We start from the raw sequence: 12,157 nt of genomic DNA on the forward strand, positions 1-12,157 counted from the left end.
TTTTACCTCTTGTTTGTTGTTCTTTATGTCTATAATATATATAATATATAGACGCTAGTCAAGGGATAATTACTTGTTTTTTGCTTACATTTTCACCGCAAGCGAAAAAAAAACGGGCCTTCGCCCGCCTTTTCTCTATGCCGCTTTCTTTTCGGGGAGAATTTCCCAATCTTCGTAAAATCCTACGTCGAAGTAATCCACAATCGAATTGCTCTTGTTGTAGTTAAAGGAATTGACGATTTTTGTCATTGCTTCCCAGCGGTCGAAGAACTGCGCCGTGAACATCGGGGCTTCTTCGCGCTTCAATTGCCAGCCGTGGCAAATGCTGAACGGGTAGCCTTCGGTGTAACTTTCGTATTTCTTTGACGCCCAGAGTTCAAGCGCTCTCTGCTGCTTTTCGCCAGACCAATCAAAGAACTTGCTGGAGGGTACTTCTATGCCTTCCGCGTTGTCTGGATCCTTAACCCAGCCGGAGGTAAGATAGTGGTTGTTGTTAAGGTTCATGAGCTCGTTCTTGCAATCCTCGAACGGGCGAACGTCGCCGGAGGCGATTCTGAACTTGATCGTGACATGTGGCGTGTAACCTGCCCATTTCTTCGATACGGTCACGCCCTTGATGCCGCATGCCTTCATGATTTCTCGAATTTTAACGGTCAATTCGGAACTGCTGACTCCGCTGTTGCTTCCTTCGTAGCCGCTACCGCCAAGATAGGCTTCGACTTCCTTCGTGTAGCACTTTTTCAAGATTTCTTCTTTTTCCGTTTTCACATCGGCTACCTTGCCGCCGAGTATTTTTTCAACGGTCGAAAGTTCGGCGCGCCCATACCAGCACTTTTTCATGCCGTGCCAGCGGAACTTGATTTCCTTGAGTGCGGAACGGATTTCTTCGGAAGGCTTTTCGTCGAAGTAGATTTCCAGGCCGTTGTGCTCTGCGTTCTTGATGATTCTGTATTCCATTTTTGAACCTCTCTTGTTTCTTGTTTACGATGTAAATGTATATAATTTATAGATGTTTTGCAAGAGGTTTTTTATTACATTTTGCTTACTTTCTTTATTTTGGCGTGTATTTTACGCTTTGTAAATCAATGTTTACAAAAAAAAAACGCCGTGTTTTAGTTATCTTTATGTTACAAACTTATTGCAATGAGGTAATCTATGCCAGTCACTACAATCTACAGGCCGATGCGCTCCCAGCCAGGCACTTATACAAGAGTCACGACCAACACGACCGGAACGGGCCGCGTTATCTCCACTCAACGTTCTGTCGTCCGTCGCGTACCGAGAGGCGCAACCGTTGCCAGTTCGGGCTAGTCGTTCATGGCTACAGACCTTCTAAAGTGCTTCAGGACTTTTCGCGACGATCCGCGGAAAGTCTCTTTTTCCTTGTCTTGCGGCAAGGATTCCGCCGTAATGCTCGACCTGGCATCGAAGTTCCTGGACCTGTCGAAGCACAGGTTCTTTTACATGAGCTTCTATCAGGAAGTTCTTCCGTACAAAAGAAAGTATCTTTGCGCTCTCGAACGTAAGTACGGCATAACAATCGACATTCATGAAAACCCCGTCAGGTATGGGCTCAAGCAGTCCGAACTTTTCCGCAAGATCATGGAGCAGGACGGTACGCAGCTAATCGGCATCGGTTACAAGATTTACGACTCGCTCCAGCGCCGCGCAATTCTGAATTGTTCAGAGGAAAACGGCATCGCCATTAATTTCCCGTTCTTCGCTCCGCTTAGGGACTGGAAGAACAGGCAGGTCATGGCTTACGCAAAATCACACAGGCTCGCACTGTCGCCTGAATACTCTTTCGATGGCGTAAATAGCGAGTTTGACGAGTTCTGCGGGATGCGTGCCGTCGTACTTCGGCACATGATAAGCGAAGAAGACTATCAGTGCGCCATAAGGCAGGACCCTAGAGTAGAGGTGGACTATGAAAGATTCAAGAACGACCCAGAGTGCATCGCGCTTACAAAAGGCGCAGACCGTTAAGATTATGAGGTCGGAAATCGACCTCGACGATTTCAACCCTCGCACAATTTCGGATAGCAACAGGAAAAGGCTGAAAAAATCCATCGAGAAGTTCGGCTGGATCGGTGCTCCCGTTTTCAACAGGCGTACCGGACACATCGTTGGCGGTCACCAGAGACTGTCCGCGCTCGATTCGCTGATGGGGAAGGCCGATTACGAGCTTGACGTTATCGAGGTCGATTTGAGCGAAAGGGAGGAGCTCAAGCTTAACGTCGCGCTGAACAATACGGACATGCAGGGCGAATACGACTTCGGGGCCATCAATTCATTATGCAAGGAATTTGACATCGACCCGGTGAACGACCTTCTATTTTCCGAAGAGCTCGCTTCCGTCGAGTTCCCAGACTTCGACTGTTCGGACGCCGGATTTGGAAGCGTCCCGAAGAAAGAAGTTTCCGAGGAGGAAAAGGAAGAGTACAGGGCCGCAAGGCGTGACCGTGCAGAAAAACACCGCAAGCACGACGAAGAATTCGGAAACTACAACATCGACGAGCTGAAGGGCGTCCTTACGGTCGTATTCAAGAGCGAAAGCGACAAGAGGATGTTCATGTCGTCGCACGGATTGCCGGAAGAAAAAAGGGCCGTCTCTTTCGACGACCTTAAACAAATGATGAACGGCGAATTATAGCCTACTTTGCAATTTCGATGAACGTCTGCGGCCAGGATCTTATCTGGTCGCCGTTCTTTTTTCTGTAATATGCCATTGGACGCGGCTTGTCGAAGTATGCGACGACACGGGCCACCCAGCTATAATCTTTTTCTCCGTTCTTTTCGGCACCGAAAAAGAAAATTACACCCTGCCAGGCGTAAGTTCCGCTGACGTGTACGATGGCGAGGAATGGCTCCTTCTCGTCGGTGGTCGGTGCGTACTTCCTGAACTCGATTTGCTTGTCACCGCGCAGAATCTCTTGCCAGTACTCTTTTTTAAGAGAAATTGCTATTCTTTTCATTTTTTTCATCACGATAAATCTAGATTTATAGCGTCTTTCTGAATATTACTAAATCATTACTTTTTGCTTACTTCATGAAAGCATAGCCCCGATATTCACTTTTTGTTGATTTTTTTATTATAAAAAACTTATCTTTATTGCAGAAAACTCTCACACAGGGGTTGTAATATCATGTTTTTTGTAAAAATTTTTGTACCTTGTAGCGTTCAAGGTCTAACGAGGTTTTGGTATGGGCAGAAAGACTAAACCTAGCGCGCGAGAAATTGCGAACTTGAAGCCCATTCGAAATCGAGAACGGGCTAAGGAGCTTAGCGCTCTCGGCCTTAAAAAAAGACTTGAAAACAAGGACAGAAAGAAGCTTCTGCTTGACGACATCCGCGAAGTTGTCACAGCAGAAATCGCTGTCCCCAAGGCGCTTTACGACTCAATGAGGGAACTCCACGTGCCTATCAAGGCAAAGGAAACGATCGACAAGGTTGTTTTCTATCGTGCCCTTTTGAGGGCTATCAAGGAAGGAAACGCGGACCAGCTTCTGAAAATTGCGGACTTCGCCGGCATGAGGTTCACGGAAGAAGAGACGAACGCTTCCGCAATGACTCCGGACACAGAAATGATGCTGTCCACCATCTTTGCGCAGGGCCGCAAGGTCGAACCGAAGCAGCCTAAATCGAATGCGGTCGATAAAGCGGACGGAGAAAGTTCCGCAAGCAATGAATCGGCAAATGACGAGGGCGCTGTTCATTCGGAGCCTGCCATAACCGTTTTTTCCGGGCTGGGGTAAACGATGGCTTTTGTATGGACTCCGGATTTGCTTTGCAGGGTGCGCGACTATCCGCACCTTTTGGGCCACATGGTCGGAAAAACAAAGTTGACCGAACTGCACAGCGACTGGATCAAGCTCGTATGGGACACCCAACCCGGAAAGCACTTCTCGCTCATGTCTCACCGTGGCGCCTACAAGACTACGGCGATAACGGAGATGGGCATTATTTACCATCTGCTGTTCCATCCGTCTGACCGTATAGCGCTTATACGTGAGACATACACCGAGGCGGCAAAGACGCTCGACACGATTAAGAAGTACATGGAAAGCCCGGCGCTAAAGAGCCTTTTCGCATTCGCCCACCACAAGGAGCCATTCGCGGTGCGTTCGCCAGAAGGTTCCGTGCTTTACTCGTTCAAGAGGACTGTGACGAAGGAGAACAGCATCGACGCATACGGAATCAACCAGGTTCCGACAGGCTCGCACTACGACCGCATACTTTGTGACGACATCGTAACGATTAATTCCCGTCTTTCGCGAGCATGCCGCGAGAGAGTGAAGCAAGGCGTCCTCGAAATCGTGACTAACATCATCGACCCGGGAAAGAGCTGTTATTTTGTCGGTACGCCGTGGCATTACGACGATGCGTGGGCGATGAAGAACGACGAGGGAAAGCTTGTCATTCCGGAAGCATTAAAGTTTAGGCCGCAGGACACGGGCATCTTGAGCCAGCAGGAACTTGCCGAGAAACGCTCGACAACTACGGCTTCTCTTTTCGCTATCAACTACATGCTTGACACTTCCGTAAAGGACGAGGGGCAGATTTTCGACGAGCCAATCTATGGCGATTGGGATTACTCCATACGGCCTACACGCATTCACGGCCATCTTGACGCCGCGTGGGATGGAACTTGTACGAACGCGCTTACAATCATGGCGGAGCGACCCGACGGGAAGATTCAGGCTTACGGCAAGATTTACCCCGGAACGTTCGAGGACTGCAAGGGCGACATTGCGCGCGAATGCCGTTTGCGCAACGTTCGAAATTTCCACATCGAGAAAAATCCCGACAAGGGAATGGCGGCGGGCGAGCTTCGCAAGGTGCCTGGATTCCCGACGGTTCACCCGTATTCCGAAAGCATGAACAAGGACATCAAGATCGTGGCGTTCCTCAAGAAGTGCTGGCAGCGTATCGTGTGGGATTCGAACACCGACCCGAACTATCTTAACCAGATAAACGACTACCGACCTGGGCAGGACCCGCGCGACGCTCCCGACAGCGCATCATCGTTGATTAGGCAGGCCATTTACAAGGGTGGCGGTCCGGGCGCTCTCTACACATGAGATGGATAAATTTTTAACAAAGGAAAAACAACCATGAAAAACTTATCAAGCCTATTCCGACTGGATGCGTGGAAGAACGTTCTTGCAGGCATCGGCTCTCGAAAGGACAAGTCCGCACTTCCCGTTGACTCCGTGCCCGGTTTCCCGCGCATGGTAGACGTGCAGCTTGAAGCGCTCTACTATACCGACGGGCGCATCAAGAACGCCGTGAACATCATAGCCGAGAAGATGATGCAGAACGGCTTCGAGGTGGAAGGCGACGACGGCAGTCTCTTCAAGGCCTTCGGCAACCTTAACGGACCGGAGGCTTTCACCGAGGCGCTGAAATGGACCAGAATTTTTGGCGGTGCCATAATCGTACTCGATGTGGCAGGATCCGGTGAATGGGATACGCCGTGGGACCCGTCCAAGGGCGGAAAGATACGAGAACTCCGCGTCTATCCGCGCACCCGCGTTGAACTCGGCATGATGGAAGCGGTCAAGATGCCCGAATCGCTCTACTTCGAGAAGTACGAACGCTATATCCTGCGATCCGCATCGGGAACTTTCTTTACAGTCCACGCATCGCGCTGCATCATTTTCAAGTCTGTAACGAAAGTGGATGCCGCATTCCCAGGCTGGCTCGATTACGAGCGCTTCTGGGGTCTTTCGGCTATTTACGAAGGCCTTGAGGACGCCCACCACTTCGGAACGACCGTACAGGGAATTTCGCATCTCGTCAAGGAATGCTCCATCGTCAAGTACAAGATGTCCAACCTCGAACAGCTTGTTGCCGAGAACAACTACAAGGCAATCGAGACACGCATGGAGGCCATCGACGAACAGAAGAGCATCATCAACGGCGTAATGCTTGGCGAGGGCGAAGACTGCACCCGCGAGAATTTCTCCTTTGCCGGGTTGCCAGAAATTTGGGACCGTCAGGCGATGAGCGTTGCTGGCTCCTACCGCATCCCGGTAACGTTGCTGTTCGGCCGTTCCGCCGCGGGCATGAACGCCACGGGTCAGGGCGACGACGACAACTTCAATTCATACATAGCGGGGCTACAGCAGACCCAGGTATTGCCACAGCTTCTGCAACTCATGGGAATCTTGAACGCCGGCCTAAAGGCGGTCGATGTCTCGGACGGACCGCTTACAATCAATTTCAACCCGCTCTCGAAGCGCGACCAGAAGACAGACGCCGAGACGAGGGAAATTCAGAGCCGTACAGACAAGAACTACATGGACGCTGGTGTATTGAGCCAGGAGGAAGTGAGGAAGAACCGCTTTGTCGGCGGCTATGCGCTTGACACAAGCGTAGAAGATGAAGTTCCTCCGTCTTTCAGCCTTGAAGGCGAAGGCGGTAAGGGGGAATAGTTTATGAACCCTACAAGCAAATTCATAAACGACCTGAAAAGGGCGGGAGGTATGACGCGAGCAAAGTTGCGCCGTTTGAAGGCGCGAACGTGGAAATATCCGCTTGCCCTTGAACGGCAATACACTTCGTCCATTTCAAGCTTCCTGCAGAAGCGGTGGAAGGCTTACGCCGCCGTTGCTGTACCGATGATGGTTCCGCGAGAAGATGCGCTTGAAGATTTGGAGCCGGAGCCGGGAACGAACGGCCCAGCCATCGGCGGTATCGTCAATATCGCAAGGACTGTTGACAAGTTCAACAAGAAAGAACTGCAGGCGTTCAAGGAAATAGCCATCGGGGAGGCGTTCGCTGAAGATGAACCGTGGGTGAAAAACGTTATAGACTCATGGTCTCGCGAACAGGTATCGCTTATAACGAAGGCTTCGCAGGACATGCTGGACACCGTAGCCCGCCGCATACGCGAAGGCGTTAAGTCTGGCAAGAGCGCAAGGCAGGTGACCGCCATGATAAATGCGGACCTTCCGGGAATTAGCTACCGCCGAGCCCGCATCATTGCACGTGACCAGACCGCAAAGCTGAACTCCGCGCTTACGCAGGGCCGAATGGCTGACGCCGGAATAGAGACCTACATTTGGAGCACGTCCGAGGACGAGCGAGTAAGGGGCAATCCTACAGGCCTTTATCCTAAAGCGTTGCCGAGCCATTATGCGATGAACGGCAAAGTTTGCCGCTGGGACGATCCGACCGTATGGCTTGAGAACGGCGAGTGGGTGAAGCGTGCCGGCGATGCGCCGTATCTTCACCCCGGAATGGACATAATGTGCCGTTGCGTGGCTATACCTAACTGGGATGAGCTTGAGGGCGTCGGTGCAAGCGAATTGCCGGAACCGGAGCCTGTGGATGTTGAGCCGCCAAAAGTCGATGTGACCGAAGACCAAGGACTTTTTCAAAATGAGAAAACTTTTGTCGATAATTTGAGCTCTAGGTTCAATGTTGATGAAATAGAAACTGAACAGCTTGATAGCGCTTTTTCAATGATTAAGCGAATGCCAATAGATGCTCAAAAGGCATATGAAATGGTATTGACTCGATTTGTCGCGGACATTTCAAATGGCGGGAAGGCAGAATTTAACACAGATTCAAAGAAAATTTTGTTATTCGCAAAAGCAAAAGGAAACGACCTTGTTCATGAAGCCGGTCATGCAATAGACAACATGATAGGTACAAAGTATGGACGTGATTTTGCATCTGCGGTAAAACGCGGAAAATTCGGAAACCGAAACCTTGGTGAAATTGTCAAGGACGAATTCGTATCCCCGATTTTGGAAAGTGCAAAAGCATATAGGCTTGAGGCCTTGCGCGATGCAGCCAAGAAAATCACGCCAGAAGTTTTCGAAATAATAAAAAAGAATTCCGAACAATATATTCAAGCGAATAAAATACTTTTTGCCATTTCTGACATGGATGTAGATCGAGATGTGAAAGTATTTATTTTGTCTCTATTTAATTCGGATGCAGGGGATGATGTAATAAAATCTTTGGCCGCAGGGAATACAAAAAAGTCAATAGAACATCTTGCCGTTGCGTTGAACAATCCAGATTATGGGCAATTCTTTAGTATGGTAGACTCAATGACAAGACCTATGCGCGAATTAAAGGAACTCGCCAAAGGGTCAAGAAGCATCAACTCCATTTCCGACATGTTCGAGGCTGCGACTGGTATTCCTGGAATTTTTGATGACTTCGGACATGGCTTTGGATATTGGGCGTTTAGCCCCGATCGAAAATCTGGCGAGGCGTTCGCTGAAATTCTCGAAATGATAGGTAGCGATGAAAAAGGGACAAGGAAAATTCTTGACAAGTACCTTCCGACGGCACGCGACTTTGTATTAGATTTGATAAAGGAGACAAGATAATGACAACAGACGAACTTCTGAAAAACAGCGATCTCGAAGATTACTGCCTCTTGAACGGCTATTCAATAGTTTATAATAGATGGACCGATTCGCTTGTATTTTCCCGAGACGGTAATGATTACATTGTCAAGGAAGAATTTTCAGACGATGATGTCTTGAAGGCAATCGACGGACTGCCCGAAGGCGATCCTCTGTTTCAGTTCCTTGAGCAATACGAGCCGCCAGCTGACGAAATCTTGTAATTTTGCAACGATGGACGGTTTTGAAGGCTGTGTTTTGCCGTTTTCAATGCCGTTTTTTGTACATTATGCTTAAAATTTTGTTATTATTTTCTTAAAATAAAATTATATTTTGGGTATGAACAAGAATAAAGACTCTTTGCAGGTGTCCCAAAGCCGCCTAGACTGGTACCAGGACGCCATCGATTACGAGACGAACCCGGCTGAAAAGACCGCCGAGGGATTCTTGATTGCCCGTGCTCCGGTGACTTCCATCGGTGTTTTTTCTTACAGAAACCCGGACGGCTCCGAACGCCGCGAGCTTCGCCTTCCCGAAGAAGTCTTTGCCGAAGAAAGCCTTGCGTCGTTAAAGATGAAGCCGCTCACGCTTCTTCACCCAGACGAAAAGGTTACGCCCGAAAACGTCGGCAAGTTGTCCGTCGGTTCTGTAGGCTCCGACGTGACATCCGATTCATACAGAGTTTATGTGTCTTTGAGCGCGACGAAAAAAGACGCCGTTGACGCCGTTGAAAACGGTTCCGCGCGTTCACTTTCTTGCGGCTATGATTGCGACATCGAATGGACTAGCGGTACGTGGATGGGCATGAAATATGACTGCATCCAGCGCAAGATCCGCTACAATCACGTCGCTCTGGTCCCGGTTCCGCGAGCTGGCGACGGAAACGCTATCCGCATGGATTCCGCAGGAACTCCGACTCTCCCCGACATGAACAAGCACGAAAATAACACGAACCAAGAGGACAAGATGGACAAGATTCACCTTGACGGGGCTGATTATCAGGCGGAGCCCCAGGTAATTGCCGCCTATAACAAGGCCGTGGACCGCGCCGACGGGCTTGAAAAGGAACTCGAAAAGGCGCGTAATGACGCCAAGGAACAGCTCGACAAGCTTACCGCCGCAAAGTCCACCGTAGAAGCCGAACGCGACTCCCTCAAGGAACGCCTCGACGCAATGGAAAATGAAATGCCGGGCAAGATTGAAAAGGCAATCAAGGACCGTCTTGAACTTGTTGGCAAGGCTACCGCCGCAGGCGTTGAAGTCAAGGCCGACATGGCCGATGCCGACATCAAGAAGGCTGTCATTTCCAAGGTATTCCCGTCCGCAAATCTTGATGGCAAGGATGATGCCTACATCGCAGCGCGTTTCGATTACGCTTGCGAACTTAGCGCCACCAAGGGAGACGAAAAGAGCCGCAAGGACGCAGCGGACATTCCGTCTGCAAATCACGAACTTTCCGCCCAGGATCAACTCGATGCCGCCAAGAAGCGTTACAACGAACGCATGGACGGCGCCTGGAAGGATGAACCCAAGAACAAGGAGGCCTAATCATGGCTGCTTATGGTAATATGGACAAGGGCCTGCCGGGCGAACTGGTTGGCCTCACCAACACTCATCAGATTGACTCCCGTCTTGCAAAGGGCGCCGTTCCGTTCGGTGGTCTTTGCTTTGGCACTGGCGATGGCGAACAGGTGACAGCAAAGGGTGACGGCGCCCTTCTCGGTATCGCCGCTCGCACAGCACTCGACACTCCAGAATACGTAGATGGCGAAGCCGTCAACGTTTGCCGCACCGGCAAGATTTTCGGCGTCGCTGGCGAAGCAGTATCCGCCGATGCCGAAGTGTCCGTGAACGCATCCAACGGCAAGATTGTTGCAAAGACTTCTGCCGCCGATGGCGCAAAGCGCACCGTGACTATCACGATCGCTAACACTTCCGCAACCGACAAGGTCGTGACCGTCGTTATCGGTGACAAGGTCGCACAGGTCGAAACGAAGACCGGCACCGTCGCAGCCGCTGATGTCGCAGCCGCCTTGAAGACCGCCATCGACGCGTTGGACATTCCGTTTGTCGCAAGTGTCGCTTCCGCCGTCGTTACCCTCACAGCAAAGGATAAGGGTGCCGCCGCCAACGACATCGCCGTGACCGGCTCCACCACCGACTCCACGCAGACCGTGACCGTTGCAAATGGCACTTCCGGTTCCGATGTTGTCCTGAACCCTGGCTGGTTCGCTCGTTCCACCGCTGAAGCTGCCAATGACTTGGTCATTGTGGACCTCGGCTAATATAAGGAGTATTTCAAAATGCCTGAACAGAATATGAGACTCGATGCTAACGAACAGGTGTTCTTTGACAACCAGCTTGCTCTTGTCAAGAGCCGCACCTACGACGTGCAGCACAAGGCCCTCAAGGCCTTACAGCTTCTCCCGGTGTCCACTGAACAGGATCCGGGCGCAACCCACATCATTTGGCGTTCTTACGACAAGGTGGGCATGGCAAAAATTATCGCCGACTATGCAAACGACTTCCCGCGCGCAGACATTGGCGGTACGGAACACTCCAGCCCGGTCAAGGACATCGGCGCTTCCTACGGCTACTCCGTCAAGGAAATCCGCCGCGCACAGAAGGCTGGCATTTCTCTCGACACCAAGCGTGCAGAAGCCGCCCGACGTGCTATCGACGAAAAGCAGGACTCCATCGCTTGGAAGGGTGACGCAAAGGCCAAGCTTCCGGGTTTCTGGAATGCCGAAGGCATCACTGAATACGTTGCCGCAAACAATGCCGGCGGTACGTCCAAGGCATGGGCCGACAAAACCGCAGACGAAATGGTCGCCGACTTCTCCGGCCTCGTTTCCGCAGGTCCGGAATCCACCAACGGCATCGAACAGCCGGATACGGTTATCCTTCCGTTGTCGCTCTACTTGAAGCTCCAGAACACGCCTTACGGTTCCAACCGCGACAAGACCGTTCTCGGCTTCATCCGCGAAAACTTCCCGCAGATTACCCGCATCGACTGGGTTGCCGACCTCGCTACAGCAGGTGCAGGCGGTGTGTCCCGCGTTGTCGCATACGCACGCGACCCGATGAAGGTCGAAGTGCAGATTCCGCAGCGCTTCGAACAGATGCCGCCGCAGCTCAACGGCATGGTGTACGACATCCCGTGCTTGCAGTCTACCGGTGGTACCATCGTGTACTACCCGATGTCCGTCGTGTTCTGCGACGGTCTCTAATAGAGTCTCCTGTGTAGAGACAACCCACGGCATACGGGGATGCAAGATTTAACGGTTTTGTATAAAATAGTATGCCAAACCTTTAATTTGGGTGTAGGGTCATGCCCGGCCCTACACCTTTTTTTTAACAAAGGGCTATTATCTAAACAGGAGATAATATTATGTTGGTTAATTACAAGAACGCAAACATGCTTGTTGTCGAAATGGGTAACGGCAAGCAGAAACTCATGCTCGTTCCCGGCATCAATGTCCTCGATGACAAGGTTTGGGAATGCGCGAAGGCTACTCTTGACGCAAAGATCAAGGCCGGAGTTGTCGTTCCCATCTACAAGACCACGAAGAAGGACGGCAAGGAAATCGAAGAGCCGTGCAAGCCCGATGAAATTCCTAACGACAAGCTCGATGGCGTCGTGAACGAAATCCAGTCTGAAGCACAGGCGGACAAGTTTGTCGAGGCATCCACAAAAGAATCCGTGCGAGCAAAGGGTATGAACCGCAAGAACGCAATCGCCAAGGAACTCAAGGACCGCGAAAGCGAAAACAAGTAATAACGATGG

Annotated in this window: 14 protein-coding genes; 12 read left to right on the top strand and 2 right to left on the bottom strand. The window is 50.9% G+C overall.

What is annotated here, in order from left to right; genetic code table 11:
• Positions 1-135: 135 nt before the first annotated feature.
• Positions 136-957, bottom strand: a complete 822-nt coding sequence (locus tag HUF13_RS10575) for a hypothetical protein (RefSeq protein WP_173475100.1) — start codon at positions 955-957, stop codon at positions 136-138.
• Between the two features lie 198 nt (positions 958-1,155).
• Here HUF13_RS10575 and HUF13_RS10580 point away from each other — a divergent pair, with 198 nt between their 5' ends.
• The 3 genes from HUF13_RS10580 to HUF13_RS10590 are packed head-to-tail and all read left to right on the top strand — an operon-like array spanning position 1,156 to position 2,653.
• Complete coding sequence (locus HUF13_RS10580; protein WP_173475101.1) at positions 1,156-1,311, top strand: hypothetical protein; 156 nt, start codon at positions 1,156-1,158, stop codon at positions 1,309-1,311.
• A gap of 6 nt (positions 1,312-1,317) precedes the next feature.
• Complete coding sequence (locus tag HUF13_RS10585; protein WP_304039089.1) at positions 1,318-1,986, top strand: phosphoadenosine phosphosulfate reductase family protein; 669 nt, start codon at positions 1,318-1,320, stop codon at positions 1,984-1,986.
• Positions 1,928-2,653, top strand: coding sequence for a ParB N-terminal domain-containing protein (locus HUF13_RS10590; RefSeq protein WP_173475103.1), 726 nt, complete (start codon positions 1,928-1,930; stop codon positions 2,651-2,653). Before HUF13_RS10585 ends, HUF13_RS10590 begins: the two co-directional genes overlap by 59 nt.
• A gap of 1 nt (position 2,654) precedes the next feature.
• On the opposite strand, the gene HUF13_RS10595 is transcribed toward HUF13_RS10590, so the two are convergent.
• Positions 2,655-2,975: a hypothetical protein gene (locus HUF13_RS10595; protein ID WP_173475104.1), complete on the bottom strand. Its 321-nt coding sequence runs from the start codon at positions 2,973-2,975 to the stop codon at positions 2,655-2,657.
• A gap of 229 nt (positions 2,976-3,204) precedes the next feature.
• Here HUF13_RS10595 and HUF13_RS10600 point away from each other — a divergent pair, with 229 nt between their 5' ends.
• The 9 genes from HUF13_RS10600 (at position 3,205) to HUF13_RS10640 (ending at position 12,148) form a co-directional block, all read left to right on the top strand.
• On the top strand, positions 3,205-3,756 hold the full coding sequence (locus HUF13_RS10600) for a hypothetical protein (RefSeq protein WP_173475105.1): 552 nt from the start codon (positions 3,205-3,207) through the stop codon (positions 3,754-3,756).
• Between the two features lie 3 nt (positions 3,757-3,759).
• Positions 3,760-5,082, top strand: coding sequence for a hypothetical protein (locus HUF13_RS10605; RefSeq protein ID WP_173475106.1), 1,323 nt, complete (start codon positions 3,760-3,762; stop codon positions 5,080-5,082).
• Between the two features lie 33 nt (positions 5,083-5,115).
• On the top strand, positions 5,116-6,438 hold the full coding sequence (locus HUF13_RS10610) for a DUF1073 domain-containing protein (protein WP_173475107.1): 1,323 nt from the start codon (positions 5,116-5,118) through the stop codon (positions 6,436-6,438).
• 51 nt (positions 6,439-6,489) lie between these two features.
• Complete coding sequence (locus tag HUF13_RS10615; RefSeq protein WP_173475108.1) at positions 6,490-8,352, top strand: phage minor head protein; 1,863 nt, start codon at positions 6,490-6,492, stop codon at positions 8,350-8,352.
• Complete coding sequence (locus HUF13_RS10620) at positions 8,352-8,594, top strand: hypothetical protein (protein WP_173475109.1); 243 nt, start codon at positions 8,352-8,354, stop codon at positions 8,592-8,594. The genes HUF13_RS10615 and HUF13_RS10620 overlap by 1 nt, the downstream gene beginning before the upstream one ends.
• 115 nt (positions 8,595-8,709) lie before the next feature.
• The gene (locus HUF13_RS10625) at positions 8,710-9,918 is read left to right on the top strand and encodes a DUF2213 domain-containing protein (RefSeq protein ID WP_173475110.1); all 1,209 of its coding nucleotides are present in this window, start codon (positions 8,710-8,712) and stop codon (positions 9,916-9,918) included.
• Between the two features lie 2 nt (positions 9,919-9,920).
• A complete protein-coding gene (locus tag HUF13_RS10630) occupies positions 9,921-10,655 on the top strand; it encodes a hypothetical protein (protein WP_173475111.1) in 735 nt (244 codons plus the stop codon).
• Positions 10,656-10,673: 18 nt separating this feature from the next.
• Complete coding sequence (locus HUF13_RS10635) at positions 10,674-11,600, top strand: DUF2184 domain-containing protein (RefSeq protein ID WP_173475112.1); 927 nt, start codon at positions 10,674-10,676, stop codon at positions 11,598-11,600.
• A 161-nt stretch (positions 11,601-11,761) separates the two neighbouring features.
• Positions 11,762-12,148 carry a hypothetical protein gene (locus HUF13_RS10640; protein ID WP_173475113.1) on the top strand — a complete coding sequence of 129 codons (387 nt, stop codon included), beginning with the start codon at positions 11,762-11,764 and terminating at the stop codon, positions 12,146-12,148.
• Positions 12,149-12,157: the final 9 nt, after the last annotated feature.

The sequence above is a fragment of the Fibrobacter succinogenes genome (assembly GCF_902779965.1).
GTDB lineage: Bacteria > Fibrobacterota > Fibrobacteria > Fibrobacterales > Fibrobacteraceae > Fibrobacter > Fibrobacter succinogenes_F.